General features: G+C 69.3%; 25 protein-coding genes. 14 read left to right on the top strand and 11 right to left on the bottom strand.

Annotation, left to right across the window (positions count from 1 at the left end):
• Entirely contained in the window at positions 1-1,485 is a 1,485-nt protein-coding gene (locus K0H49_RS17060; RefSeq protein WP_219214900.1) for an efflux transporter outer membrane subunit, read from the top strand.
• On the opposite strand, the gene K0H49_RS17055 is transcribed toward K0H49_RS17060, so the two are convergent.
• On the bottom strand, positions 1,482-2,078 hold the full coding sequence (locus K0H49_RS17055; protein ID WP_219214897.1) for a DNA-3-methyladenine glycosylase: 597 nt from the start codon (positions 2,076-2,078) through the stop codon (positions 1,482-1,484). The two genes, K0H49_RS17060 and K0H49_RS17055, sit on opposite strands and share 4 nt — an antisense overlap.
• Before the next feature lie 53 nt (positions 2,079-2,131).
• Between K0H49_RS17055 and K0H49_RS17050 the strand changes: the two genes are divergently transcribed.
• On the top strand, positions 2,132-2,380 hold the full coding sequence (locus K0H49_RS17050; RefSeq protein WP_219214894.1) for a DUF3297 family protein: 249 nt from the start codon (positions 2,132-2,134) through the stop codon (positions 2,378-2,380).
• Between the two features lie 129 nt (positions 2,381-2,509).
• Complete coding sequence (locus K0H49_RS17045; RefSeq protein ID WP_219214891.1) at positions 2,510-3,565, top strand: pirin family protein; 1,056 nt, start codon at positions 2,510-2,512, stop codon at positions 3,563-3,565.
• Positions 3,566-3,578: 13 nt separating this feature from the next.
• On the opposite strand, the gene K0H49_RS17040 is transcribed toward K0H49_RS17045, so the two are convergent.
• The gene (locus K0H49_RS17040) at positions 3,579-3,968 is read right to left on the bottom strand and encodes a DUF1090 domain-containing protein (RefSeq protein ID WP_219214889.1); all 390 of its coding nucleotides are present in this window, start codon (positions 3,966-3,968) and stop codon (positions 3,579-3,581) included.
• Between the two features lie 29 nt (positions 3,969-3,997).
• Positions 3,998-4,903, bottom strand: coding sequence for a LysR family transcriptional regulator (locus tag K0H49_RS17035; RefSeq protein ID WP_219214885.1), 906 nt, complete (start codon positions 4,901-4,903; stop codon positions 3,998-4,000).
• Between the two features lie 111 nt (positions 4,904-5,014).
• Here K0H49_RS17035 and K0H49_RS17030 point away from each other — a divergent pair, with 111 nt between their 5' ends.
• The 4 genes from K0H49_RS17030 to K0H49_RS17015 all read left to right on the top strand — a co-directional run bounded on the left by K0H49_RS17030 (position 5,015) and on the right by K0H49_RS17015 (position 9,063).
• Positions 5,015-6,370, top strand: a complete 1,356-nt coding sequence (locus tag K0H49_RS17030) for an acyclic terpene utilization AtuA family protein (protein WP_219214881.1) — start codon at positions 5,015-5,017, stop codon at positions 6,368-6,370.
• A 9-nt stretch (positions 6,371-6,379) separates the two neighbouring features.
• Positions 6,380-6,733 carry an AtuA-related protein gene (locus K0H49_RS17025; RefSeq protein ID WP_219214877.1) on the top strand — a complete coding sequence of 118 codons (354 nt, stop codon included), beginning with the start codon at positions 6,380-6,382 and terminating at the stop codon, positions 6,731-6,733.
• Positions 6,734-6,758: 25 nt separating this feature from the next.
• Positions 6,759-7,730: a Bug family tripartite tricarboxylate transporter substrate binding protein gene (locus tag K0H49_RS17020; protein ID WP_219214874.1), complete on the top strand. Its 972-nt coding sequence runs from the start codon at positions 6,759-6,761 to the stop codon at positions 7,728-7,730.
• Positions 7,731-7,827: 97 nt separating this feature from the next.
• Entirely contained in the window at positions 7,828-9,063 is a 1,236-nt protein-coding gene (locus K0H49_RS17015) for an MFS transporter (protein WP_257624930.1), read from the top strand.
• Positions 9,064-9,066: 3 nt separating this feature from the next.
• On the opposite strand, the gene K0H49_RS17010 is transcribed toward K0H49_RS17015, so the two are convergent.
• Positions 9,067-9,711: a TetR/AcrR family transcriptional regulator gene (locus tag K0H49_RS17010; RefSeq protein ID WP_219214872.1), complete on the bottom strand. Its 645-nt coding sequence runs from the start codon at positions 9,709-9,711 to the stop codon at positions 9,067-9,069.
• 100 nt (positions 9,712-9,811) lie between these two features.
• On the opposite strand from K0H49_RS17010, the gene K0H49_RS17005 reads away from it, so the two are divergent.
• The gene (locus tag K0H49_RS17005) at positions 9,812-10,219 is read left to right on the top strand and encodes a VOC family protein (RefSeq protein ID WP_219214871.1); all 408 of its coding nucleotides are present in this window, start codon (positions 9,812-9,814) and stop codon (positions 10,217-10,219) included.
• A gap of 72 nt (positions 10,220-10,291) precedes the next feature.
• Positions 10,292-10,600: a putative quinol monooxygenase gene (locus K0H49_RS17000; RefSeq protein ID WP_183028578.1), complete on the top strand. Its 309-nt coding sequence runs from the start codon at positions 10,292-10,294 to the stop codon at positions 10,598-10,600.
• A gap of 54 nt (positions 10,601-10,654) precedes the next feature.
• On the opposite strand, the gene gap is transcribed toward K0H49_RS17000, so the two are convergent.
• Complete coding sequence (gene gap, locus K0H49_RS16995; protein ID WP_219214868.1) at positions 10,655-11,656, bottom strand: type I glyceraldehyde-3-phosphate dehydrogenase; 1,002 nt, start codon at positions 11,654-11,656, stop codon at positions 10,655-10,657.
• Between the two features lie 39 nt (positions 11,657-11,695).
• The gene (gene tkt, locus K0H49_RS16990; RefSeq protein ID WP_219214865.1) at positions 11,696-13,747 is read right to left on the bottom strand and encodes a transketolase; all 2,052 of its coding nucleotides are present in this window, start codon (positions 13,745-13,747) and stop codon (positions 11,696-11,698) included.
• Positions 13,748-13,862: 115 nt separating this feature from the next.
• Between tkt and speD the strand changes: the two genes are divergently transcribed.
• Both speD and murU read left to right on the top strand, forming a co-directional pair.
• Positions 13,863-14,255, top strand: coding sequence for an adenosylmethionine decarboxylase (gene speD / locus K0H49_RS16985; protein ID WP_219214863.1), 393 nt, complete (start codon positions 13,863-13,865; stop codon positions 14,253-14,255).
• A gap of 23 nt (positions 14,256-14,278) precedes the next feature.
• The gene (gene murU, locus K0H49_RS16980; protein WP_219215502.1) at positions 14,279-14,974 is read left to right on the top strand and encodes an N-acetylmuramate alpha-1-phosphate uridylyltransferase MurU; all 696 of its coding nucleotides are present in this window, start codon (positions 14,279-14,281) and stop codon (positions 14,972-14,974) included.
• Here murU and K0H49_RS16975 read toward each other — a convergent pair.
• Positions 14,971-16,857, bottom strand: coding sequence for a hypothetical protein (locus K0H49_RS16975; protein ID WP_219214861.1), 1,887 nt, complete (start codon positions 16,855-16,857; stop codon positions 14,971-14,973). The two genes, murU and K0H49_RS16975, sit on opposite strands and share 4 nt — an antisense overlap.
• A gap of 278 nt (positions 16,858-17,135) precedes the next feature.
• Between K0H49_RS16975 and K0H49_RS16970 the strand changes: the two genes are divergently transcribed.
• Positions 17,136-18,530: an aminopeptidase P N-terminal domain-containing protein gene (locus K0H49_RS16970; protein ID WP_219214859.1), complete on the top strand. Its 1,395-nt coding sequence runs from the start codon at positions 17,136-17,138 to the stop codon at positions 18,528-18,530.
• 72 nt (positions 18,531-18,602) lie between these two features.
• Here K0H49_RS16970 and K0H49_RS16965 read toward each other — a convergent pair whose 3' ends face one another.
• The 3 genes from K0H49_RS16965 to K0H49_RS16955 all read right to left on the bottom strand — a co-directional run bounded on the left by K0H49_RS16965 (position 18,603) and on the right by K0H49_RS16955 (position 21,939).
• Complete coding sequence (locus tag K0H49_RS16965; RefSeq protein ID WP_219214857.1) at positions 18,603-19,652, bottom strand: AraC family transcriptional regulator; 1,050 nt, start codon at positions 19,650-19,652, stop codon at positions 18,603-18,605.
• A 131-nt stretch (positions 19,653-19,783) separates the two neighbouring features.
• On the bottom strand, positions 19,784-20,740 hold the full coding sequence (locus K0H49_RS30985) for a PDR/VanB family oxidoreductase (protein WP_219214856.1): 957 nt from the start codon (positions 20,738-20,740) through the stop codon (positions 19,784-19,786).
• Positions 20,737-21,939, bottom strand: coding sequence for a Rieske 2Fe-2S domain-containing protein (locus K0H49_RS16955; protein ID WP_219214854.1), 1,203 nt, complete (start codon positions 21,937-21,939; stop codon positions 20,737-20,739). The genes K0H49_RS30985 and K0H49_RS16955 overlap by 4 nt, the downstream gene beginning before the upstream one ends.
• Positions 21,940-22,184: 245 nt before the next feature.
• Here K0H49_RS16955 and K0H49_RS16950 point away from each other — a divergent pair, with 245 nt between their 5' ends.
• Positions 22,185-23,198, top strand: a complete 1,014-nt coding sequence (locus K0H49_RS16950) for an ABC transporter substrate-binding protein (protein WP_257624929.1) — start codon at positions 22,185-22,187, stop codon at positions 23,196-23,198.
• Positions 23,195-24,769, top strand: a complete 1,575-nt coding sequence (locus K0H49_RS16945) for a carboxylesterase family protein (protein ID WP_219214852.1) — start codon at positions 23,195-23,197, stop codon at positions 24,767-24,769. The genes K0H49_RS16950 and K0H49_RS16945 overlap by 4 nt, the downstream gene beginning before the upstream one ends.
• A gap of 19 nt (positions 24,770-24,788) precedes the next feature.
• Here K0H49_RS16945 and K0H49_RS16940 read toward each other — a convergent pair whose 3' ends face one another.
• Complete coding sequence (locus K0H49_RS16940) at positions 24,789-25,430, bottom strand: TetR/AcrR family transcriptional regulator (protein WP_219214850.1); 642 nt, start codon at positions 25,428-25,430, stop codon at positions 24,789-24,791.
• Positions 25,431-25,472: the final 42 nt, after the last annotated feature.

Below are 25,472 nucleotides of genomic sequence, written 5' to 3'. Positions count from 1 at the left end.
ATGACGCGCCACACCGCTTCCTTGCGATGCGCAACCTTCGGCCTGGTGCTGCCCGCCGCGCTGCTGGCGGGCTGCGTCAACCTCGCGCCGCAGTACACCCAACCCGCCGCGCCGGTGCCGCAGGCCTGGACCTCGGCCGCCGGTGCCGACACCGCCGCCACCGCCGCGCGCGACATCGGCTGGCGCGACTTCTTCGTCGACGCGCGGCTGCGCGGCGTGGTCGAGCTGGCCCTGGCGAACAACCGCGACGCCCGTGTCGCCGCGCTCAACATCGAGCGCGCGCTGGCGCAGTACGGCATCTCGCGCGCCGCGGCCTTCCCCGCGCTCGGCCTGGGCGCGGGCGGCAACCGCACGCGCACGCCGGGCAGCGTGTCGGCCAGCGGCGTGTCGCGCACCGCGACGCAGTACAACGTGAACCTCGGGCTCACGGCCTACGAGCTCGACCTGTTCGGCCGGGTGCGCAACCTCAACGAGGCCGCGCTGGAGAGCTACTTCGGCACCGAGGATGCGCGCCGCGGCACGCAGATCAGCCTGGTGGCCGAGGTGGCCACGGCCTGGCTGGTGCTCGCCACCGACCAGCAGCGCCTGCAGCTCGCGCGCGACACGCTGGCCAGCCGGCAGAAGTCCTTCGACCTGATCAAGCGCAGCTACGAGCTCGGTGCCCAGTCGGGCCTGGCGCTGGCACAGGCGCAGACCACGGTCGACACCGCGCGCGCCGATGCCGCGGCCTTCGACAGCCAGGTCGAGCAGAGCCGCAATGCGCTGACCCTGCTGGTGGGCACCGCCGTGCCGCCCGCGCTGCTGCCGCCGCCGATCACCGAGATCGCGCAGGCGCCCGCGGCCCAACTGCTGCCGCCGCCGGCCGAGCTGCCGTCGTCGGTGCTGCAGCAGCGGCCCGACGTGCAGGCGGCCGAGCATGCGCTGCGCGCGAGCAACGCCAACATCGGCGCCGCGCGCGCGGCCTTCTATCCGCGCATCACGCTGACCGGCTCGGCGGGCACGGCCAGCAGCAGCCTGTCGGGCCTGTTCAAGGACGGCAGCGCGGCCTGGAGCTTCGCGCCTTCGATCAACCTGCCGATCTTCGATGCCGGCCTCAACCGCGCGAACCTGGGCGTGGCCCAGGCGCAGCAGCAGATCCAGCTGGCCAGCTACGAGAAGACGCTGCAGGTCGCGTTCCGCGAGGTGGCCGACGCGCTCGCCACGCGCCGCACACTGGGCGAGCGCATCGCCGCGCAGCAATCGCTGGTGGCCGCGACCACGCGCGCCTTCGAGCTGTCCGACGCGCTGTTCAAGAGCGGCGGCGCGGCCTACCTCGACGTGCTCGATGCGCAGCGCTCGCTCTACGTCGTGCAGCAGTCGCTGATCAGCCTGCAGCTGATCGAGCAGGCCAACCGGCTCACGCTCTACAAGGTGCTGGGCGGCGGCTGGCGCGAGACCACCGAGCAGGCGGCCGGCAATGCCGCGCCCGCGGCCACCGGCGGCTAAGGGCCTGCGGTGCGGAAGGGCTTGCTCAAAAAGCGCGAGCCCTTCTCGCCGAAGCGCCAAGGCACCTCGGCCGCCTTCGTGATGCCGATGCGCGGGCCGACCTCGACCTGCACCGGCGGCTGTTCGCCCGGCGCGGCGATCAGCACGAAGGGCGGCGCATCGAGCGCCTTGCCGTTGAAGCCCGCGTCCACGCCCAGCGCCTGCCCGACCCGGCCCGGGCCAGCGCACAGCAGCCGCAGGTCCTCGAGCCCGCGCCGCCGGCGCATCTGCGCCAGCCCGGCCGTGGGCTCGAGCGCGCGGATCAGAACCCCGGCGCCGTGGCCGGCCTCGCGGCAGACGAAGTTCAGGCACCAGTGGATGCCGTAGGAGCGGTAGACGTAGACCCGGCCCGAGGGGCCGAACATGGCGGCGTTGCGCAGCGTCGGGCCGCCGAAGGTGTGCGAGGCCGGGTCGTCGCGGTCGTAGGCCTCGGTCTCGACGATGCGCCCGCCCACGCCGTCGACCAGCACCGTGACGCCGATCAGCGCGCGCGCCACGACCTCGGACGGGGCGTCGAAATCGATGGCGGCGAGGTGTTGCAGCGGGCGGGGCATGGACCTGCGCAGTTTCCCAGAGAAAATGGCGGCTTCGAAGAAATCACATGCCCATGACCGACACCACCGACCGCCCCGCCCTGCCCGACCATCTCTCCATCGATCCGCGCAGCCCGCACCATGTGGCCGCCGTGTTCGAACACGACATCGGCATCCGCTTCAACGACAAGGACCGCGCCGACGTCGAGGAGTACTGCATCAGCGAAGGCTGGATCAAGGTGCCGGCCGGCAAGACGGTGGACCGCAAGGGCAAGCCGCTGCTGCTCAAGCTCAAGGGACGGGTCGAGGTCTTCTACCGTTGAGGGATCGGCGCAGCGTTCCACCTGCGCAACACCCTGTCTTCCGCGCGGCCCTTTGACCGCGCGCATCCGGCCCCATCTGGGAGCTTGCAGTGCGTCGCATCGAAGCGCTGCACACACAAGGAAGACCCCATGACCGACCCCATCGTCCAGATCAAGCCCCTCGGCTTTCCGTGGGAGACCATCGACCCGTTCCTGTTCTGCGCGTACCACGACGACGCCTACCCCGCGGCCAATGGCGCGATGGGGCCGGCCGCCTCGCTGGCCGGCCGCGCCATCGGCCAGGACTTCAGCCGCAAGGACGGCTGGAGCATGTACCACGGGGAGGAAATCCCCGGCTTCCCGGGCCATCCGCACCGCGGCTTCGAGACCGTGACCATCGTGCGCAAGGGCCTGATCGACCATTCCGACTCGCTGGGCGCGGCCGCGCGCTTCGGCGGTGGCGACGTGCAGTGGCTGACCGCCGGCAAGGGCATCGTGCATTCGGAGATGTTCCCGCTGCTGGACGCGGCCGCGCCCAATCCGCTGGAGCTGTTCCAGATCTGGCTCAACCTGCCGGCCAGCCACAAGATGGTGGCGCCGCACTTCACCATGTTCTGGGCCGAGGATGTGCCGCGCTTCACCGCCACCGACGGCGAAGGCCGCAGCACCGACGTGGCCTGCGTGGCCGGCCGCATCGGGCCGGTGGACGGCGCACCGGGCAGCACCGGCGGCCCGCTCGCACCGCCGCCCGATTCATGGGCCGCGCAGGAGGGTTCGGACGTGGCCATCTGGACGATCCGCATGGCACCCGGCGCCCGCTGGACGCTGCCCGCCGCGCTGGGCACCGGCACGCGCCGCAGCCTCTACTTCTTCAAGGGCGCGTCGGTGCAGGTCGGCGGCCGCGAGGTGACGGGCCATGCGGCCATCGAGCTGCGCGCCGACCAGGCGGTGGAGCTGCTCAACGGCGAGGTCGAGGGCGAGTTCCTGGTGCTCCAGGGCAAGCCCATCGCCGAGCCGGTGGCGCAGTACGGCCCCTTCGTGATGAACACGCAGGCCGAGATCGCGCAGACGATGCAGGACTACCGCCGCACCCAGTTCGGCGGCTGGCCCTGGAAGGACGAGGCGCCGGTGCACGGCAGCGACCCGGCCCGCTTCGCGCGCCATCCGGACGGGCACGAGGAACGGCCGGTGACGGCCAAGGCCTGAGGCGCGCGGCTTTCTAGCGCGCGCCGGTGCGCAGCTTCTGGAGCTGCGCCTGTTCCTCGGCCAGCTTGGCCTCGCGGCTGGCGATCTTGTCGGCCTTGCCCTGCGCGCGTGCCTGATCCAGGTCGCGCTGGCGCTCGGCCACCTTCTTCTCCTGCCGCTGGATGCTCGCGTGGTGCGCCTTCTGCAGCTTGGCGTCGCTGCAGTTGGCCTGCGTCTCGCGCAGCGCCTTCTCCAGGCCGCGCACGCGGCTCGTCTGCTGCTTCGCCTTGGCCTCGTCGATGTCGCGTGCGATGTCGGCCTTCTTGAACTCGCAGGTGCCGGGCGCGGGCTGGGCCAGCGCGGCGTGCGGGACGAAGACCAGGGCCGCGGCGGCCATGGCGATCAGGGAGAGGGACTTTCGCATGGCATTCCTTTCGGTGGAAGAAGAGGCGCTCATCTTGCCGCAGCGCCGGCCGGAAAACTCTCCTCGAGAAAATTCAGGAAGGCGCGCACCCGCGGCGCCAGCACGCGGCCGCGCGGGTACAGCACGTAGAGCATGTCGTCGGTCTTCTCGCGGTAGTCGGCCAAGAGCGGCACCAGCGCACCGCTGGCCAGGTCGGCCGCGATGTTGAATTCGGCCAGCCGCACCACGCCCAGGCCCTCGATGGCCAGCGTGCGCAGCAGCTCGCCCTGGTTGGCGCCGATGTGGCGCGGGATGTCGATGGTCTTGAGCGCGCCGTCGCTCTCGCGGAAGGTCCAGGCGTTCCACTGCGTGCGGATGGTGAAGTTGAGGCAGCGGTGGCGCAGCAGCTCGTCGGGCGTCTGCGGCGTGCCGTGCGCGCGCAGGTAGGCCGGCGAGGCCGCGATCACCCAGGGCCGCGGCATCAGCGGCCGGCCGATCAGCGACAGCTCGGTGGGCCGGCCGCTGTGGATGGCGACGTCGATGCCCTGCTTGACGAAGTCGCCGCGCTCGGTGCCGATGATGAACTCGAGCCGAAGCGCCGGGTGGCGTGCCATCAGCGCGGGCAGCAGGGGCGCGAGCAGGTACTTGGCGGTGGTCAGCGGCGTGTGGATGTGCAGCGTGCCCGACACCTCGGTCTCGGCCGCGCCCGCGATGTTCTCGGCCTCGGCCATCGCGTCGACCACGCGCTGGCTCGCGCGCTGGAACTGCGCGCCTTCCTCGGTCAGCCGGATCGCGCCCGCGATGCGCTCGAACAGCCGCACGTTGAGCCGCGCCTCGAGCCGCGCGATGAGCTTGCTCACGGCCGAGGGCGACAGCGCCAGCCGCCGGCCCGCGCCTGAAAAGCTGCCTTCTTCCACCACGCGGAGGAAGACCGTCATCTCGCCGAATTTGTCCATGCGGGTTTCTTTGTACTGTGCCGCGGCTTCACAGGCGCTGTGCTGCGGCGTGCGTTGTCGGGCCCCGGGGCACTGTACAGAATCGTCCGCACACACAGGAGACAAGACCACATGAGCAAGACCCTCCGGATCGGTTCGGGCGCAGCCTGGTGGGGCGACCGCGTCGAGCCCGCCGCACTGAACGCCGAGCGCGGCGAACTCGACTACCTCTGCTTCGAGACCATGGCCGAGGCCACGGTCTCGGCGGCCCAGGTCCGCGCCCGGCGCGACCCGAGCTTCCCCGGCTACGACACCTACCTCGACGACCGCATGCGCGCGGTGCTGCCGGCCTGCATGCGCAACGGCACGCGCATCGTCTCCAACCAGGGCTGGATCAACCCGGTGGCGGCAGCGAAGCGCATCGTCGAGCTGCTGCAGGAGATCGGCGTGACCGGCGTGAAGGTGGCGGCCGTGAGCGGCAGCCTGATCACCGACCGCGTGCTCGAACTCACCGACACCATCCTCGAGAACGGCCAGCCCACGCACACGCTCAAGCCCACGCTGATCTCGGCCGAGGCCTACCTCGGCGCCGAACCGATCGTCGAGGCACTGCGGGCTGGCGCGCGCATCGTGGTCACGGGCCGCGTGGCCGACCCGTCGATCTTCATGGCGCCGATGATGTACGAGTTCGGCTGGGATCCGCTCGACCATGCGCGCGTGGGTGCGGGCAACGGCATCGGCCACCTGCTGGAATGCGGCGCGCAGGTGACCGGCGGTTATTTCTCCGACCCCGGCTTCAAGGACGTGCCCGAGCCCTGGAACTTCGCCTTCCCGATCGCCGAGGTCGAGGCCAACGGCGACGTGGTGATCACCAAGGTGGCCGGCAGCGGCGGCGCGGTGACGCTGCAGACGGTCAAGGAGCAGATGCTCTACGAGGTGCACGACCCGGCCCACTACATCACGCCCGATGCGGTGGTCGACTTCACCAGCGCGAAGCTCGAACAGGTCGGCCCCGACCGCGTGCGCGTGACCGGCCTGGGCGGCAAGCCGCGCACGCCCACGCTCAAGGTCTCGATCGGCTGCACCGAGGGCTTCATCGGCGAGGACATGTTCTTCTACGCCGGCCCCGGCGCGCTGCGCCGTGCGCAACTCGCGAAGAAGGTGCTCGAGGAGCGCTTCAAGATCGTCAAGCTCGAGGCCGAGGACATGCGCGTCGACTTCCTGGGCATCAACGCGATCCACGGCGACGCGACGCCCGCCGATGCGCCCGAGCCCTACGAGATCGCGGTGCGCGTGGCGGCCCGCACCAAGACCCGCGAGGAGGCCGCGAAGGTCGGCCGCGAGGTCGACGGCATGGCCGTCTCGGGCATCGCCCACACCGGCAAGCGCGTGCCGCACCAGGAGCGCACGCGCGAGGTGATCGGCGTGTGGTCGTCGCTGGTGCCGCGCGAGCAGGTGCCGGCCTCCATCCAGTACTTCGAAAGCTGAGGCAGCCCCATGAAAGTTCTTCTGCAACACGTGGCCCATGCGCGCTCGGGCGACAAGGGCAACACCTCGAACATCGCCGTCTTTGCCTACGAGCCCGAGTTCTACGCGCTGCTGCGCGACCAGCTCACGGCCGAGCGCTTCAAGGCCTTCTACCGCGGCGCGATCACCGGCGAGGTGCTGCGCTACGAGGCGCGCAACATCGACGCGATGAACTTCGTCTGCCACGGCGCGCTGGGCGGCGGCGTCTCGCGCAGCCTGTGCCTGGACAACTACGGCAAGGCGCTGTCGGCCGCGGTGCTGGGCTTCGAGATCGAGGTGCCCGACGCGCTCGCGCCCAAGCTGCACGGGCAGCACCTGCTCTAGCTTCATAAAAAAGGAGACAAGCCAGATGAAGACGACGATTCGATGGTTCAGCGCAGCCCTGCTGTCGGTGGCGGCCATGGCTGCAGCCCAGGCCCAGGGCTACCCCAGCAAGCCGGTGCGGCTCATCGTGCCCTATCCGGCCGGCGGCACCACGGACATCATCGCGCGCGTCGCCGCGCAGCAGCTCAGCGAACGGCTCAAGCAGCCCTTCGTGGTCGAGAACAAGGGCGGCGCCAACGGCGCCATCGGCTCGGCCGAGGTGGCACGCGCGCCGGCCGACGGCTACACGCTGCTGATGGGCACGGCCAGCACGCACGGCATCAACTCGGCGGTCTACAAGAGCCTGCCCTACGACGCAGTGAAGGACTTCGCGCCGGTGACCATCGTCGCGAGCACGCCCAACATCATCGCGGTGCACCCGAGCGTGCCGGCCAAGAACCTGCAGGAGCTGCTGGCGCTCGCCAGGGCGCAGCCGGGCAAGCTCAACTACGGCTCGACCAGCCTGGGCGGCTCGCCGCACATGAGCGCCGAGCTGCTCAAGATGATGGCCCACGTCGACATGCTGCACGTGCCGTACAAGGGGGCCGCGCCGATGCTCACCGACCTGATGGGCGGCCAGGTGCAGGTGGGCTTCGACAACCTGCCCTCGACCATCAACTTCGTGCGCAGCGGCAAGGTGCGGGCCATCGCCGTGACCACCGCGCAGCGCTGGCCCGGCGCACCCGAGATCCCGACCGTGGCCGAGAGCGGTGTGCCCGGCTACGAGGTGTCGGGCTGGTTCGGCCTGCTGGCACCGGCGGGCACGCCGCCGGCCGTGCTCAAGACGATCCAGCAGGCCATCGCCGAAGCCGTGAAGCAGCCCGAGGTGAACAAGCAGATGCTCGACCTGGGCGCGCAGCCCGTGGCCAACACGCCCGAGGCCTTCGCGGCGCTGGTGCAGGCCGACGTCGCGAAGTGGCGCGAGGTGGTCAAGACCACGGGCGTCAAGCTCGACTGATCGGCCCGGGCTCGGCACCGCGCGCGACAGCCGCGCGCGGCGCGAGCGGTTAGGCTCGCTGTCGCCATCGGCTTTGCGCCTCGTGCGCGCGACAAGAATGACAACGAGCCCAACGAGACAAGTTCCCGCCCACCCGCCCTGGCTGATGCTGCTGGCGCTGATCGGCGCCTTCGCGCTGAGCCAGGCCTTCCGCACCATCGCCGCGATCCTTGCCACGCCGCTGCAGGCGGAGTTCGGCCTGTCGGCGCAGGCGCTGGGCGTGTTCGCGGGCGCCTTCCACTTCGCCTTCGGCGCGCTGCAGCTGCTGATGGGCATCGGCATCGACCTGCAGGGCGTGCGGCGCACGGTGCTGATCGCCTTCCCGCTGGCCATCGTGGGCGCGCTGCTGTCGGCGCTGGCGCCCAGCTTCGGCGTGCTGGTGGTGGGCCAGGTGCTGATCGGCGTGGGCTGCGCGCCGGCCTTCCTGGTGTGCACCGTGTTCATCGCGCGCCAGTTCCCGCCCGAGCGCTTCGCCGCGGTGTCGGGCCTGACGCTGGGCGTGGGCTCGCTGGGCATGCTGCTGACCGGCACGCCGCTGGCGTGGCTGGTGCAGGCCACCTCCTGGCGCACCGGCTTCTTCGCGCTGGCCGTGGGCTCGGCGCTGGCCTGGGGGCTGATCCTCTGGCTGGTGCAGGAGCCGCCGGCGCCGGTCGCGGCCTCGGAACGGCCCTCGGTGCTCGGTGCGCTGCGCAGCTACGGCGCGCTGTTCGCGCTGCCGCACACGCTGGGCATCCTGGCGCTGGCGGCCGTGACCTATGCCTCCTTCATCTCGCTGCGCGGCCTGTGGCTGGGCCCGCTGCTCATCGAGCGCCACGGCTTCTCGCTGGTGCAGAGCGGCAACGTGGCGATCGCGGTGTCGGTGGTCGGCATGTTCGGCCCGATCCTGTTCGGCCGCTTCGACCCCGGCGCGGCGCGGCGGCGCTGGATCGTCGGCTTCACCTTCGTGGTGGCCGCCATCTTCGCGGTGATGGCCTTCAACCCCGGAGCCGCCCTCGACGTGGCGGGTGCGATCGCGGGCGGCCTGCTGTCGGGCTACATCGTGCTGCAGTACGCCGACGTGAAGGCCGCCTACCCACCCGCCATGACCGGCCGCGCGATGGCCGTGTTCACCATGGCGATGTTCCTGGGCGTGGCGGTGATGCAGTGGCTCACGGGCGCGGTGGCCTCGGCCGCCTCGGCCCATGGCGCCGATCCCTTCGTGAGCGTGCTGCTCACCATCGCAGGGCTGCTGGTGGCGGGCGCCCTGGCCTTCGTGCTGCTGCCGAAACCGGCAAGCGCCGCGAAGGCCGGCTGAGCTTCAGGCGGCCAGGCCGTGCTCGACCATGTCGAGCAGGCGCTGCCCCACCTGCTGCATCTGCGGCCCGATCACAGGGCCCAGCGGCCCGTCCAGCACCAGCATCGCCAGGCCGTGCACAGCCGACCAGGCCAGGAACTCGGCGCCGGGGCGGCGCGCGGCCGGCATCACGCCGGCGGCCACCATGCGGTCGAGCGCCTCGCCCAGCAGCTGGAACGGGTTCTTGCCGCTGGGCCCCGCACGGGCCGGATCGGTCGGGCCCTTGAGGTCGTCCGACGCCGCATAGGCCGTGAGGAACAGCCCGTGCTCGGCCTGGGCGAAGCGCAGGTAGCCGGTGCCGATGGCGCGCAGCGCCGCGCGCGCGGCCTCGGCCGGCGGCAGGCCCGCGGGCACGGCGGCCAGTTCGGCCTCCATCGCGGCGGCCGAGGCCGACAGCGCCGCGGCGCGCACGGCCTTCAACAGGTCGTCGCGGCTGCCGAAATGGCGGTAGGCCGCGTTGGGCACCACGCCGGCCTGGCGCGTGACCTCGCGCAGCACCACGGCCTCGGGCCCGCCGGCGCGCGCCAAGGCGATGCCGGCCTCGAGCAAGGCACGCCGCAGGTCGCCGTGGCGATAGGTGCTGCGGACGGACTGCGGGGCGGCGCTCATGGGTCGGGGTTCTCCTTTGTGGACAAGGTCCATTCTCTGGGCTAAGGTTTGTGTACGCCGTCCACAAACCGTATTTCACCCGATTTCCAGAGGAGAAACCATGGCCACCCAGATCTTCGTCAACCTGCCCGTCAAGGACCTGAAGAAGTCCGTCGACTTCTTCACTGCGCTCGGCTACACCTTCAACCCGCAGTTCACCGACGAGAACGCCACCTGCATGATCGTGAGCGACGATCACATCTACGTGATGCTGCTGGTGGAGACGTTCTTCAAGACCTTCACGCCCAAGCCGATCGCCGACGCCAAGGCCGCCACCGAGGTGCTGGTCGCGCTGTCGTGCGAGAGCCGCGCGCAGGTCGACGAGATGGTGAAGAAGGCCGTGGCCGCGGGCGGCCGCACGCCCACCCAGCCGCAGGACCTCGGCTTCATGTACCAGCACGGCTACGAGGACCTCGACGGCCACATGTGGGAGCTGGTGTACATGGAACCCGGCGCGATCCCGGGCTGACACCTGGGCGCCAGCACGGCCGCGGCACACGGGTTAGATTCGATCTCCCCCCATCCGGAGACGCTCTTCACCATGATCCATGTCCTCGCCATCATCACCGCCAAACCCGGCCTGCGCGCCCAGGTCCTCGAGGCCTTCCAGGCCAACGTGCCGGCCGTGCTCGCCGAAGAAGGCTGCATCGAATACGCCGCGACCGTGGACGCGGCCGGCATGCCGCCTTCGCGCGGCACCTTCGGCGAGGACACCTTCGTGGTGATCGAGCGCTGGGAGAGCGTGGCCGCGCTGCAGGCGCACGCCGCGTCGGCGCACATGGCGGCCTATGGCGCCAAGGTCAAGGACTGGACCGCAAGCCGCGCAATCCACGTGCTCGAAGCGGTCTGACCCGCCAACGAAAAAACGCGCCCGAGGGCGCGTTTTTCGTTCAGTCCGCGAAGCTTACTTCGACACGACCTTGACCATCTCCAGGCACTTGTTCGAGTAGCCCCATTCGTTGTCGTACCAGCTCACGAGCTTGACGAAGGTGCTGTCGAGCGCGATGCCGGCTTCGGCGTCGAAGATCGAGGTGCGCGGGTCGCCGCGGAAGTCGGTGGCCACCACCTTGTCTTCCGTGTAGCCCAGGATGCCCTTGAGCGGACCTTCGCTCTGGGCCTTCATCTCGGCGCAGATTTCCTTGTAGGTGGCCGGCTTCTCCAGTTCGACCGTCAGGTCGACCACCGACACGTCGGAGGTCGGCACGCGGAAGCTCATGCCCGTGAGCTTCTTGTTGAGCTCGGGGATCACCACGCCCACGGCCTTGGCCGCGCCCGTCGACGACGGGATGATGTTTTCCAGGATGCCGCGGCCGCCGCGCCAGTCCTTGTTGCTCGGGCCGTCGACGGTCTTCTGCGTCGCGGTGGCCGCGTGCACGGTGGTCATCAGGCCGCGCTTGATGCCCCACTTGTCGTTGAGCACCTTGGCCAGCGGGGCCAGGCAGTTGGTGGTGCAGCTGGCGTTGCTCACGATGGCTTCGCCGGCGTACTTCTTGTCGTTCACGCCGTAGACGAACATCGGGGTGTCGTCCTTCGAGGGGGCCGACAGGATCACCTTCTTGGCGCCCGCGTCGATGTGCTTCTGCGCGGTTTCCTTGGTCAGGAACAGGCCGGTCGACTCGAGCACGACGTCGGCGCCGACTTCGTTCCACTTGAGGTTCGCGGGGTCGCGTTCCTGCGTCAGGCGGATCTTCTTGCCGTTGACGATCAGCGTGTTGCCGTCGACCGAGACCTCGCCCTGGAAGCGGCCGTGCACCGAGTCGTACTGCAGCATGTAGGCCAGGTAATCAGGCTCGAGCAGGTCGTTGATGGCAACGATCTCGATCTCGTTCCTGAAGTTCTGGACGGCGGCGCGCAGCACGTTGCGACCGATGCGGCCGAAGCCGTTGATACCGAGTTTGATAGCCATCTGACTTGCTCCTAAGGTTGAAAAACTGATGCGGAAAACTCAGCGCGCGAGCGCGGCTTCGACCGTGGCGGCCACGTTTTCCGGCGTGAACCCGAAATGCTTGAACAGCACGCCCGCGGGGGCCGACTCGCCGTAGGTGTCGATGCCGACCACGGCCGCGACGCCGTACTTCCACCAGCCGTCGGTGGAACCCATCTCGACGGCGATGCGCGGCAGGCCCTTGGGCAGCACGCTCTTCTTGTAGGCCACGTCCTGGCGGTCGAAGGTGGTGGTCGAGGGCATCGACACCACGCGCACGGCGATCTTCTTCGCGGCCAGCAGCTCCTGCGCCTTGAGCGCCAGCTGCACTTCGGAGCCGGTGGCGATGATCACGGCCTTGACCTTCTTGCTCTTGAGGCCGACGCGCTCGGGCTCGGACAGGACGTAGGCGCCCTTGCTGATGTCGCTGAGGTCGGCCTTGGGCGAGTAGGGCAGGTTCTGGCGCGACAGCAGCAGGGCGGTCGGCCGCGTGGCGTTCTGCAGCGCGACGGCCCAGGCCACGGTGGTCTCGGCGGTGTCGCCCGGACGCCAGACGTCGAGGTTGGGGATCAGGCGCAGCGAGGCGGCGTGCTCGATCGACTGGTGCGTCGGGCCGTCTTCGCCCAGGCCGATGGAGTCGTGCGTGAACACGTGGATCACGCGCTGCTTCATCAGCGCGGCCATGCGGATCGCGTTGCGGCTGTAGTCGCTGAAGGTCAGGAAGGTGCCGCCGTAGGGGATGAAGCCGCCATGCAGCGCCACGCCGTTCATGATGGCCGCCATGCCGAATTCGCGCACGCCGTAGTTGATGTGGCGGCCCAGCAGGCCGTCGGGGAACTGCTCGTTGCCCTCGCTGCGCACCACATTGCCCTGCTCGTCGAAGCGCAGGTTGGGCGTGCTCTTGGTGTTGGTCAGGTTCGAGCCGGTCAGGTCGGCGCTGCCGCCCAGCAGTTCGGGCAGCGCGGCGGTGAAGGCTTCCAGCGCGAGCTGCGAGGCCTTGCGGCTGGCGACGGTCTCGCCCTTGGTGTGGGCGGCCACCACCGCGTCGAAGGCGGTCTGGTGGAAGCTCTTGGGCAGCTCGCCCTTCATGCGGCGCGTGAATTCGGCGGCCAGGTCGGGGAAGGCCGCGGTGTAGGCGGCGAAGCGTTCGTTCCAGGCGGCTTCGGTCTTGGCGCCGGCGGCCTTGGCGTCCCACTCGGCGTAGACGGCCTCGGGCAGTTCGAAAGGCGCGTGCGCCCACTGCAGCGCGCTGCGCGTGAGGCCGATTTCCTCGGCGCCCAGCGGCTCGCCGTGTGCCTTAGCGGTGTTGGCGCGGTTCGGGCTGCCCTTGCCGATGTGGGTCTTGCAGATCACCAGCGTGGGCTTGTCGCCAGCCTGCTTGGCTTCGGCGATGGCCTTGGACACGGCGGCGGCGTCATGGCCGTCGACCGGGCCGAGCACGTTCCAGCCGTAGGCCTTGAAACGCTCGGCGGTGTTGTCGATGAACCAGGGCTTGACCGGGCCGTCGATGCTGATGCCGTTGTCGTCGTACAGCGCGATCAGCTTGCCCAGCTTCCAGGCGCCGGCCAGGGCCGCGGCTTCGTGGCTGATGCCTTCCATCAGGCAGCCGTCGCCCAGGAAGGCGTAGGTGTGGTGGTCGACGATGGCGTGGCTGGGGCGGTTGAATTCCGCGGCCAGCAGCTTCTCGGCCAGCGCGAAGCCCACGGCATTGGTGATGCCCTGGCCCAGCGGGCCGGTGGTGGTTTCGACGCCCGGCGTGACGCCGACTTCGGGGTGGCCGGCGGTCTTGCTGTGCAGCTGGCGGAATTTCTTCAGTTCGTCGACCGGCAGGTCGTAGCCCGTGAGGTGCAGCACGGCGTAGATCAGCATCGACGCGTGGCCGTTGGACAGCACGAAGCGATCGCGGTCGGGCCAGTGCGGGTTGACCGGGTTGTGGCGCAGGTGGTCGCCCCAGAGTGCGACCGCCATGTCGGCCATGCCCATCGGGGCGCCAGGATGGCCCGAGTTCGCGAGTTGAACTGCATCCATTGCCAGCGCGCGGATCGCGTTGGCCATCAAGGCTTGGTTGGCCATCGGTGAGGCTTTCGGGGGAGTGGTGTTGGGGGGAACCCGCAATTTTAGCGGGCGGGGAGGAGGGGGTCGTGTCACGGGCCTGCATGCCCCGGCCCGCTGCTAGAGTCGCAGGCCTATGCAAGGGCTGCACCTCACCGCCGATCTCCACGACTGCCGCTGCGCCGAGTCGTGGCTCACCGATGCGCCGCTGCTGGGCGAACGCTGCGCGCGCGCGGTGCGCGACGCGGGCCTGCAGGCCGTGGGCCAGCTGGTCCACGCCTTTCCGGCCACGGCCGAGGGCCCCGGCGGCGTCACGGCCACGGTGCTGCTGGCCGAATCGCACCTGTGCATCCACACCTGGCCTGAGCGGCGCGGCGCGACGCTCGACGTCTACGTGTGCAACTTCGGTGCCGACCACTCGGCCAAGGCCCAGGCGCTGATGGACACGCTGCTGGCGCTGTTCGAGCCGCAACGCGTGGAGCGCCATGCGCTGGTGCGCGGTGCGGGGCCAGAGGTGGCGCGCGCATGAGCACCACGCCCCCGACCCGCGCCATGGTGCTGGCCGCCGGCCGCGGCGAACGCATGCGGCCGCTGACCGACCACACGCCCAAGCCGCTGCTGACGGTGCATGGCAAGCCGCTGATGCAGTGGCCGATGGACGCGCTGGCGGCGGGCGGCTTCACCTCGCTGGTGGTCAACACGGCCTGGCTGGGCGAACAGATCGAGGCCCGCTTCGGCGACGGCCATGCCGCGGGGCGCTCCATCGTCTATTCGCACGAGGGCCGCGACTTCGGCGAGGCGCTGGAGACGGCCGGCGGCATCGTGCGCGCACTGCCGCTGCTGGGCGATGTGTTCTGGGTGGTGGCCGGCGACATCCACGCACCGGACTTCGCCTTCACGCAGGCCGCGGTCGAGCGCTTCGTCGCCAGCGGCAAGCTGGCCCATCTGTGGCTGGTGCCGAACCCGGCCCACAACCCCCAGGGCGACTTCGGCATTTCGGTCGAGGGCCTGGCGCTCGACGATGCGCCCGAGCGCCTGACGTTCTCCACCTTCGCGCTCTACCGCGCAGCCTTCTTCGCGCCGCCGCTGTGCGCCATCGCGCCCGGCAATCCGCAGGGGGAGCGTGCGGCGCTCGCGCCGCTGCTGCGCGGCGCCATGAAAAAAGCCCAGGTGAGCGCGGAACGCTACCTGGGCTCTTGGACGGACGTGGGCACGCCGGAGCGCCTTGCGGCGCTGAACGCCGGTTAAGGGATGTTCGACCCTACGACCTGGAATGGGCGGCCAGGCACGGCGTAACTGCCACCGTACTCGAAGGTACCGTTCGTGGCACACCCGGCAGGGGGCTGGCAGGTCCAGCCGCTGCCCACGTTGGTCCAGAACACGACGGGGCCATAGCGATAGTTCGAAACCTTCCGGCCGCCGTAGTCGGCGACGGACAGCACATACGACTCGGTCCCATGGTTCTCGACGTCATCAGCCGAGATGGGATCCACGAGCTGGCTGTCCGCCAGGCTGAAGTTGGGCCGCACCGCGCCGCTGTTGAAGTCGGCGCTGAACTGTACCCAATCGATCTTGCGGTCGCCGCGTGAGGTGACGATCACTTCGCGATCGTAGCCCTGCGTATAGACCTTGCGCTGGTCGGAACCGTAGCCGTGTGGCTTGACATAGGCGATGTGCGTCGGATTCCGACCGACCGCGACCGCACCCTTTCGCACGATCTGTTCGGGCGCCGCACCAGCCGCCGCATTCAGATAGTTGCCCAGGTCGTAGATCTGCATCTGACCCTTCTGCGTGGCGATGAAGGCACGCGCAGCGCCGTTCTGCCGCACATTGACCGCCGTCGGCTTATCGTCGCCGAAGTCCTCGACCTTGCGGATGACAGGCTTCTGGGACGCATCGGCGTCGAAGGTGTAGGGCCACTGGTTGGCACCCTCACCACGGCCCGCCATCAGGCTGTTGAACGCGGCCTGGGTTCCGCCGAAGTACTTTTCCTTGTAGTAACCCAACAGCGGGCGCAGATCGATGAAGGCGGCGCGGCGTTCGGACTTCGAAATGACCACGGCCATGCCGGCCCTGGCGAACGAATTCCGGTTGCTGCCGTTGTAGAAGCTCTTGCGGTTGGCATCCTCGGTCAGCGGCAGCTGCGAGGGGCTCAGACGCGTGCCGCCTTCGGCACCCGCGGGATCGAACGTGCGATAGCCCTCGAAATCCATGCCGGTCGACACCGAGATTTCGGTGGGCGCGGTCATCGTGTCCGGAAGATCGATGTAGCCGAGCACCTTCATGTAGGCCGTGTCGCCCATGTTCATCAAACCGGGATAGACAGCGTTCCACTCGCCCCAGTCCAGCCCGCCCTGCCGTGCCGGCTGACTTGGTGTGCACGACTCGCACAGCCCTGCGAGTGCGACAACAGCGACCTGGCCGCGAAGGTTGACGGTATCCCACACGGTGATCAGTGCGAACTCGTTGCTGCCCGTGATGGCGATCGCGGTCGGCACCTTGCCCGGCGCGAGTTGGGCCGTGGCCTTGTTGCTCGAGGTGTTGCTGCCCGTGGTACCGATCAGGCCGCTCTGGAAAACCATCAGCGAGTTCGTGCACCAGCCGGTGCGATAGCACCTGCCGACAGCAACGGGGTTCTTGGCGGACTGCCCGGCTTTCTGGTAGTCCAGCGCGCTCAGATCGTTGACGCCGCCGTTGAGCGTTGCGCTTGCGTAGGTCGTCCAGCTCGGCTCGGGCTTGAGCGCGAACGTGTTGTGCGCCATGTTGATGGACTGCAGCGTTGTCACCCCCACATTCTTGCTGGCATCGTCGGCGACGAAAGACGAATGAAGAATGCTGGAAGAGTAGTCACCGCCATCCTGGACCAATGGCCCACCGATTTGCCAGGTACCGCAGAACTTGGCGACCGGATCGCAACCACGGCTGCCACCATTGCGGTTCGCAACCGGGTCGTATGACTGATCGGTTCGCACTGTCAACGTTGGCCGGCCTGCAGTGCCCGTGTTGCCATAAGCGGCTGCGTTGGGGCCGTAGCGGTACTCGATGCCCTCGGCAGTGCTCATCTGCGCGGCCATGGCGCGGTATGCGCTCGCAACGACCTTGTTGCCGCTGTCGACGATGTCGCTTTGCACAGCAGGGCCGGTGGGACTCGGTGACGACCCGCTATTGACCGTCGACGATGGCTCGGCAGCCGACGAGCCACCTCCTCCTCCACCGCCACAGCCGGCAAGTGCGCCAACTAAAACGGCAGAAACGAGAAATTTGTATTCAATGACTTTCAACAATGTAGGAATCCTCTGATTGACAATGGACGCGTTTTTACATTGATGCCCTCTGGACGGGAACCATTCTTTCATTTCTTTGCTCTGGTCGGCAGAGATGCCACACTGTGTCGTTACAAACCCGCGGCATGGTTACAGCAATGGATACTTCCTTCTACATAGATCGACGCAATCGGTTGGCGGCAACGATCGGTCCTGGTTCGATCGCGATCATCCCGACCGCGCCGGAACGGCCCCGCAACCGCGACAGTGACTATCTCTACCGTCACGACAGCTACTTCTATTACCTGACGGGTTTCACCGAACCCAACGCCTGGCTGGTGCTCGACGGCAGCGGCCACAGCACGCTGCTCTGCGCACCCAAGGACCTGGAGCGCGAGATCTGGGACGGCCACCGGCTCGGCCCCGAAGCCGCGCCAGAAGCCTTGGGCGTCGACGAAGCCTTCTCCGTGGCCGAGCTCGATGCGAAGCTGCCACGGCTGTTGGAGAACCGGTCCGCGGTCTGGTACCCCTTCGCCACGCACAAGGGCCTGGAGTCGCGCATCGACGGTTGGCTCTCTTCGGTACGTGCGCGCGTGCGCTTCGGTGCGCTGTGCCCCGAGACCCAGCGCGACCTCTGCGGCCCGCTCGACGAGATGCGGCTGGTCAAGGATGCGCACGAGATCGACATCCTGCGGCGTGCCGGCAAGATCAGCGCGCAGGCCCATGTGCGGGCGATGCAGACCTCGGCCCGCATGCTCCGCGAAGGCCGCGACCTGCGCGAGTACCACCTCGACGCCGAGCTGATGCACGAGTTCCGCATGGGCGGCTCGCAGTACCCGGCCTACGCCTCGATCGTGGCCGCCGGCGCCAACGCCTGCGTGCTGCACTACCACGCCGATGCCGCACCGGTGCGCGCCGGCGAGCTGGTGCTGATCGATGCGGGCTGCGAGCTCGACGGCTATGCCAGCGACATCACGCGCACCTTCCCTGCCAACGGCAAGTTCACCGGCCCGCAACGCGTGCTCTACGACATCGTGCTGCAGAGCCAGTACGCCGCCGTGGCCGCGACCCAGGCCGGCAACCGCTTCACCGACCCGCACGACGCCGCCGTCAAGGTGCTCGCGCAAGGCATGCTCGACGTGGGCCTGCTCGACGCCAACAAGGTCGGCAGCCTGGAGGACGTGATCGAGCAGCGTGCCTACTTCCCGTTCTACATGCACCGCACCGGCCACTGGATGGGCATGGACGTGCACGACTGCGGCAGCTATGTCGAGCCGACGCAGGTCGGCGAGGTCCACGAGCGCAAGGACCCGTTGTCGGGCGAGACCGTGAAGAACCGCCCGAGCCGCATCCTGCGGCCCGGCATGGTGCTGACCATCGAGCCCGGCATCTACGTGCGGCCGGGCGAGGGCGTGCCCGAGCAGTTCCACAACATCGGCATCCGCATCGAGGACGACGCGATCGTCACGGCCGACGGTTGCGAGCTGATCACGCGCGACGTGCCGGTGGACGGTGACGAGATCGAAGCGCTGATGCGCTGAGGCAGCAAGGGATCGCGGCCTGCCAGGCCCGATCCGTTCGGACATCCTGCGCGCTCGGGCACGCCAGAGCGCTCACTCGCGCTCCGGTACGAGCGCCGCAAGGTGAGTGCCGCGCGGCTTGCCGCGAACCCTCGCTTCGGCCAGCGTGAACTCATGGGGCGAACAACCGTAGCGCGCGCGAAAGACCCGGCCGAAGTGGGCGGGATCGGAGAACCCGCAGCGGTAGCCGATCTGTGCGACATACAGCCCGGTGACATCGGCAGTGCGCAACAGGCGTTTGGCCTCGTCGAGGCGCCGATGCTGCACCGTGGCCAGAAAAGTCGTTCCTCCGCCGGCGACGGCGAACACCTTGTGCACGTGGCGCAGCGAGACCCCGAAGTGATCGGCCATCTTCTGCGCACCGAGCGCCGGATCGGCGAGGTTCTCGCGGATCCACTCGCACATGCGTGCATGCAGGGTCCGGTCACGCGCAGCGACCGACTGGAGATCCGGCATGGCCCCGGCCTCGGGAAGCGCGAAGGACAGCATGGACATGATGTGCTGGGCCACGAGCTCCTGCTCGAAGGGACTGTGGAGCTCCTTCACCTGATCGACCTGCAGCGCATGAAGATAGCCCGAGAGCGCGCCCGCCCATCCCTTGCTTGCCTGAAGCGGGAGCGCGCCCAGGTCGCCCGTCGAACGCAACCAGCGCGTGATCAGCGGGCGTGACAGACCGATGATCCACGAATCGGTGCGTTCGACCGAACGCAGGCGCAGCGGCTGGTCCGAGTCGATCAGCACGCACCCGTCGGGCTGGACGATGGTCGAACGCCGCTGTTGTTCGCAGAGCGTGGCGCCGCCACCGATCTTCAGCAGCAGGTGCAGCGGATAGATGTCGGCTTCCTTCAGGCCGCTGGGCACGCTGCGATGGATGTCGACCGCGCTGCCGCTGGCGCGCATCAAGGACAGGCCACCGACCTCGACGATCGTCAGCTGCTGGGAGAAGCTCTTGCGCTCCGGGGTGTCGTAGTCGGCGTAGCCGACCTTGGCGCCGAGTTCTTCGGCCCAGAACGCGAAGCGGTCTCGCTGCGGCAGCGCGGCGGTGTCGAAGTGCAGGGTGCGGGCAACGGCGCGTTCGGACATCGGTCTCCTTCTCCGGTCGGGCCAGCGGATGGCTTCGAGCGGCGGCCCTGGCGGGCACTCGTGGCGCCGATGTTGGCGGAAAAATTCCGGCCGTCAATAGGGCCCGCCACGGGCCCCGTCGGCCTGTCGCGCTAGAGGTCCAGCACCAGGCGTTCGCCCTTGCCCAGCGAGCAGCAGACCATCATCACCTGCCCGGCCGCCCGCTCCGAAGGGCCCAGGATGCTGTCGCGGTGCTCGATCTCGCCTTCCAGCACGGCCGTCTCGCAGGCGCCGCAGATGCCTTGCTCGCAGGAGGACGCCACGTCCACGCCGGCCGCGCGCAGCGTCTCGAGGATCGACGCGCCGGCTTCCATCTTCAGTTCCAGGCCGGTACGCGCCAGGCGCAGCACGCAGGCCGTGCCGGTGGCCGGCGCCGCCGGCAGCACGGCGCTGAAGCGCTCCAGGTGCACCTGCGAGGGCTCGCGCTCACTGCAGGCCGCCTCGAAGGCATCGAGCATCGCTGCCGGGCCGCAGCAGTAGAGGTGCGCCTGCGGCGCTGCCTGCTGCACGAGGCGCGCAATGGCCATCGGCCGGCCCTCGCAGGCGTCGTCGAAATGCAGGTGGACCTGCGGGTCGCCGGCCAGCCGCTCGAGCAGCAGCGCATCGGCGCGCGAGCGTGCGGCGTAGTGCAGCGTCCAGGGCGTGGCGCGCTGGCGCAGCGCCTGCACCATCGACCAGATCGGCGTGATGCCGATGCCGCCCGCGAACAGCACGGCCGGCGCATCGTCCGCATGCAGCGCGAAGTGGTTGCGCGGTGCGCCGATGGCCAGGCGGGCGCCGGGCGCGACCGCGTCGCACAGCTGGCGCGAACCGCCGCGCCCCAGGTCGTCGCGCTTGACCGCGATCACCAGCCGCCGCGGCTGCTCGGCCAGGTGCGTCAGCAGCGAGTACTGGCGCACCAGGCCGCCCGGCAGTTCGACGTCGATGTGCGCACCGGGCGCCACCTGCTCGAAGGGATAGGCCGACTCCGGCTCGAGCTCGAACAGCCAGGCCTGCGCGGCCAGCTGCAGCCGCCGGCCGACGCGCGCGGTGTGGGCCGGGCCCGTCACTTGGCCACGTCGCGAAAGAAGTTGCCGGCCTCGACCCGCACCAGCTCCTGCGCCGGATCGAAGATCACGCCGGCCGGGTCGCGCCCCTGCTGCACCGCCTTGATCTGCTGCAGCAGGCTGCGGCGCAGCATGCCCACGCCCTTATCGCTGGTGGCCAGGTGCTCCTCGCTGTGCAGCGTGATCGGGCCCTGGCCGACCTGGGCCTCCCAGTCGCCGGGGAAGCGCTGGCGCTCGGCCGGCGTCATCTTCGACCAGGGGCGCAGGTTGGGGCTGCGGGGCAGGGCGTTCTCCGATTCGGGGATCTTCATCGCGAAGCACAGGCGCAGGGTGGTGTCGTCCACCGGCACCACCCAGCCCACGCCCGAGGCCGCGCCGTGCCGCAGCTGCACGTTGGGCACCATGCGCACGTAAGGGAACATCGCGGCCGTCACGCGGTCGACCTCGCGGCCGTCCTCGAGCTTGCGGTAGGCGCTGTAGCGCACGCCGGTGTCGGTGTACTCCCATTGCACGTCAGGCATCACGCCCATCTCGGGCACGAACTGCACGCCGCTGAAGGAGGTGTGCAGCACCGGGATGTGGAAGGGGTCCATCACGTTCTCCCACTCCTGCAGCCAGTTGCAGGGCACCAGCTCGACGTCGTCGTCGCCGCCCGCGTAGAGGCTGGAATGCGTGACGTGCAGCTTCATGCCCGGCGCCACGTCCTCGAGGATGTCCCAGCGCGGCAGCAGCGGCATCTTCTCGGGCGGGCCCATGTAGGCCCAGACGATGCCGTAGCGCTCCTGCACCGCGTACCAGGGCTGGCGGATCTTGCCGCGGTGCTCGCCGCCGTTCTTCTCGCAGGGCTGGTCCAGGCACAGGCCGTCCACGCTGAACAGCCAGCCGTGGTAACAGCAGCGGATGCCCTCGTCCTCGATGCGACCGAAGAACAGGTCGGTGCCGCGGTGGGCGCAGCGCGGGTACAGCAGACCGGGGCGGCCCTTGCGGTCGCGGAACAGGATCAGGTCCTCGCCCAGGAGGCGCACGCGCTCCGGGCGCTCCATGGTCACGCGCTCGGACAATCCGACGGGATGCCAGTAGCGGCGCATGAACTCGCCGCAGGGCGTTCCCGGGCCGACCTCGGTCAGCGTCGCATCGTGGGTGGCAGGCTTGCGTCCGTAGGCGGTTCCGAACAGGCGGATGGGTTGCGCGACGGCGTTCATCAGGGGCTTCCTTCGTGGCGACCCTGCGGGCCCGCCGCGCACGGCGGTGGGCCTTCTCGAGGCATGGGCCAATTGTTTTACCGATCGGTCAAACCAAATGATATGCCGCAACGCTGGCCGCGTACAAGCCGGTCTTCGCCGTCCCACATCAGGGTAATCTCCAATTTGACCGTTCGGTTAAACCGTTTGTACAGTCGGCCGGAGGATCGGCAACCGACCGGCCCAGCCGCCCCAAGGAAAACACGATGAAACGGTTTCGTTCGATGTCCGGCGCCAGACTGCTGGCGACCGCCGCCCTGCTGGCCGCGAGCGGCTGGGCCCTGGCGCAGGACAAGGTCAGCCTGGCCACCAACTGGAAGGCGCAGGCCAGCCAGGGCGGCTTCTTCCAGGCGGTGGCCGACGGCACCTACGCCAAGCACGGCCTCGAGGTCACCATCCAGCAAGGCGGGCCGCAGGTCAACAACCGGCCTATGCTGGCCGCGGGCCGCGTCGACTTCCTCATGACCGGGGGCCTGCTGACCGCGTTGGAGAACACGCGCAGCAAGGTGCCCACCACGGTGGTGGCGGCCTTCTTCCAGAAGGACCCGACCGCGCTCATCACGCACAAGGGCCAGTACCGCAGCTTCGCCGAGCTCAAGTCGGCCAAGACGGTCTTCATCGCCAAGAGCAACCAGTTCGGCTTCTGGCAGTGGCTCAAGGCCGAGCACGGCTTCAGCGACGAACAGTTCCGCCCCTACACCTTCAACCTCGGTCCCTTCATGGCCGACAAGCGTTCGGTGCAGCAGGCCTTTGCCACCGCCGAGGTGCTGTACGCGGCCGAGCTGGGTGCGGAGACCGACGTGTTCCTGCTGGCCGACCACGGCTACAACACCTACGGCAACCTGATCGAGACGCGCAACGAGCTGATCAAGAGCAACCCGGCGCTGGTGCAGCGCTTCGTCGATGCCTCGATCATCGGCTGGCAGAACTTCCTGCACGGCGACCCCAAGCCCGGCCTGGAGCTGATCAAGAAGTTCAACCCCGACCTCAACGACGCCAAGCTCGCGGCCGAGCGCGCCCAGGTCCTCCAGCTGGGCCTGGTCGATTCGGGCGATGCCGCCACGCAGGGCATCGGCGCCATCGACAAGGCCCGCGTGCGCGACTTCGCCGAGCGCATGGTCAAGGCCGGCATCTACAAGCCGGGCGAGGTCAGCGCGGACCTCGCGGTCACCGACCAGTTCGTGAACAAGAAAGTCGGCCTGAAGTCGGCCGCCAGGTGAACCCGGGCCTGCGTGCGATCGCGGGGGCGGCGCTCCTCGCGTGGAGCCTGGGCACCGCTGCGGACGACCGGCCCCTGGTGCAGACCGCGCAGGGCGCGGTGCAGGGCACCTACCTCGACGCCCACCGCACCGCCGCCTTCCTGGGCATTCCCTTCGCGCAGCCGCCGCTCGGCGCACGCCGCTTCCAGTCCCCCGCGCCCGCCGCAGCCTGGGCGCCCGCCGTGCTCGACGCGGGCCGCTTCAAGCCCGCCTGCATGCAGGACGGCCCCGTGCCGGCCGAGATCGGCATGTCGGAAGACTGCCTCTACCTCAACGTCTACCGCCCCGATGCGGCACGCACGAGCGATGCGCCGCTGCCGGTGATGGTCTTCCTGCACGGCGGCCGCTACTGGACCGGCCGCAGCTCGGAGAACCGGGTGGAACAGCTCGCGCGCGAGGGCCGGGTGATCGTGGTCACGCCGGCCTACCGGCTCAACGCCTTCGGCTTCCTCGCCACGCCGGCGCAGGCCGCTCGGGGCCATGCCAACGCGGGCCTGCAGGACCAGCGCATGGCGCTGCGCTGGGTGGCCGAGCACATCGCGCGCTTCGGCGGCGACCCCGCGCGCGTCACGCTGTTCGGCGAGAGCGCGGGCGCCGGAAGCGTGCTGCAGCAGCTGCTGGCCGAGGACGCGGCCGGCCTGTTCCAGCGCGCCATCCTGCAGTCGACCTGGCAATGGCGGCTGCCCACGCTGGCCGAGGCCGCGCGCGGCACGCAGGCCCTGGCACAGGCGCAGGGCTGCCCGGCCGACGGCGAGGCGCTGCTCGACTGCCTGCGCCAGCGGCCCGCGGACCAGCTGCTGCCCGGCCTGGCGCAGAGCCACGCCTTCCAGCCCACGGTCGACGGCCGGCAGTTGAAGGCGCAGCCGCTGCAGCTGCTGCGCGAGGGCCGCTTCCAGCGCGAGGTCGCGGTGACCCTGGGGCTGAACGCCAACGAAGGCCATTTCATGGCCATGTCGCGCACCGGCTGGAAGAAACCCGGCGAGCCGGTGTCCGATGCGGTCTACGAACAGGCGGCGCGCGGCGCGCTGCAACCCTTCTACGCCCCGCAGCAGGTCGAGGACATGCTCTCCTGGTACGCGCCGCTGCGCGCGGCCGAGGGCAACTGGCAGGCGCTGAGCCGATTGCTGGGCGACTTCTACATCGACTGCGGCAGCCAGGACGCGGCGCAGGCTTTGGTGCGCCACAGCCGGCGCCCGGTGCACGGCTACCGCTTCGCGCATGTGAGCGCGAACCATCCCAAGCCCTACCTGGGCGCGACGCACGGCGACGAGCTGGACCTGCTCTTCGGCGCGCCGGTCTACCCGCCCGGCTACCCCTTCACGCCGCAGGACCGGGCCCTGTCGCTGCGCATGATGCGCAGCTGGGCCGCGATCGCCCACGGCGGCGATCCGGCCACGCCCGGATGGCGGCCGATGACCGCATCTGCGCTGTCGGCCTACGTGTGGGCCGAACCGCCCGCCGCCACGCCGCATCCCTTCGCCGACGCGCACGGGGCCTGCGCGAAGTGGCGGCCCTTCCTCGACGCGCGCTGAACCGGCGCCACGCGGCGCCTCAGGCCAGGTCGTCCTCGCTGGGCGTCAGGCCGCAGCCGTGCAACACGAAGGCCACCACCTCGCGCACGATGCGCGCCCGGTCCAGGGGCTGGCCGGCGCGCACGCGCATCATGAAACGCACCTGCACGTCGAAGTCGGCGTAGTGCTGCGTGACGGCCCAGATGTGCATCAGGAACAGCCAGGGATCGAGCGCGCGGATCCGCCCTTCGTCGATCCACTGCGTGAGCGTCTGGATGGCCTGGCCGGCGCGCGTGCGCGGCTGCGTGAGGATGTTGCGCAGCACTTCGGCGCCGCTGATCAGTTCGTTGGCGAACATCTTCGACAGCAGCGGCTGGTCGAAGGAGAAGGCCAGCTTGCGCTTCACGTACGAAGCCAGCACATGGGCCGGATCACCGTCGCGCTGGCCGAAGGATTCGCGGCTCCATTCGTCCACCACCCCTTGCAGCAGCTCGACGTAGAGCGCTTCCTTGCTCTCGATGTAGTAGTGCAGCTGGGCCTTGGACAGCTGGGCCCGCTCGGCGATGGATTGGGTGGTCGCGCCGCGCAGCCCGTGCAGCGCGAACTCCTGGATCGCCGCCTGCCGTATGTCTTCCTGGATCTCCGGTCGCGACCGCTTGGCTAGTTTCCGCTCGTTGACCATGGCGCTCCGTCGCAGTGTCTCACTCGCCCGATGGTAACGGCG

The sequence above is a fragment of the Variovorax boronicumulans genome (assembly GCF_019352895.1).
Classification (GTDB): domain Bacteria; phylum Pseudomonadota; class Gammaproteobacteria; order Burkholderiales; family Burkholderiaceae_C; genus Variovorax; species Variovorax boronicumulans_A.
The sequence above is the reverse complement of the archived record's forward strand: the minus strand, read 5'-3'. Positions and strand labels throughout refer to the sequence as shown.